Source organism: Prevotella sp. CAG:255 (assembly GCF_000431195.1).
Lineage (GTDB): Bacteria > Bacteroidota > Bacteroidia > Bacteroidales > Bacteroidaceae > Prevotella > Prevotella rara.
Map to the genome: position 1 here is coordinate 1 of NZ_HF986838.1, position 560 is coordinate 560.

1 protein-coding gene is annotated in these 560 nt (G+C 43.2%); it reads left to right on the top strand.

Translation table 11 applies throughout. The features are described 5' to 3' along the window. Positions 1 to 34 precede the first annotated feature (34 nt). The coding region (locus QVO66_RS10785; protein WP_288172829.1) for an ATP-binding protein at positions 35 to 560 on the top strand (526 nt) is incomplete at its 3' end.

A 560-nucleotide genomic window follows, 5' to 3' on the forward strand; every position in this document is an offset into this window, starting at 1 on the left:
TTATATTTGTGCTGACAATTAATGCAATATACGTATGGAACGGTTATATGAATTTTTCAACAGGAAGCTGAAAAGCACCCCTACCGACTTCCTCAGATACAAGTACGACAGGATAAGGTGGGACGGAAGGGCGTTCGGAATTGTAGGGCCAAGAGGTGTTGGCAAATCGACAATGATTTTACAACATATCAAGCTCAATTTGGATACTGCTGACACACTGTACGTATCGGCAGACCATATATATTTTTCCGAACACAGCCTTGTCGACCTAGCAGATTACTTTGTCAAGATGGGAGGGAAGCACCTTTTCATTGATGAGATACACAAATATGATGGCTGGGCGAGGGAAGTAAAGCAGATTTATGACAGCTATGAGGATTTGCAGATAGTCATCTCAGGGTCGTCAATACTTGACATATACAAGGGTATGGCTGACTTAAGCCGGAGGTTCCCGATTTACGAGATGCAAGGGTTGTCGTTCCGTGAGTACCTGAGTTTATTCCACGGCATAAATGCACCCGTATACAGCTTGGATGAAATATTGAGCCATAAAGCCGTAT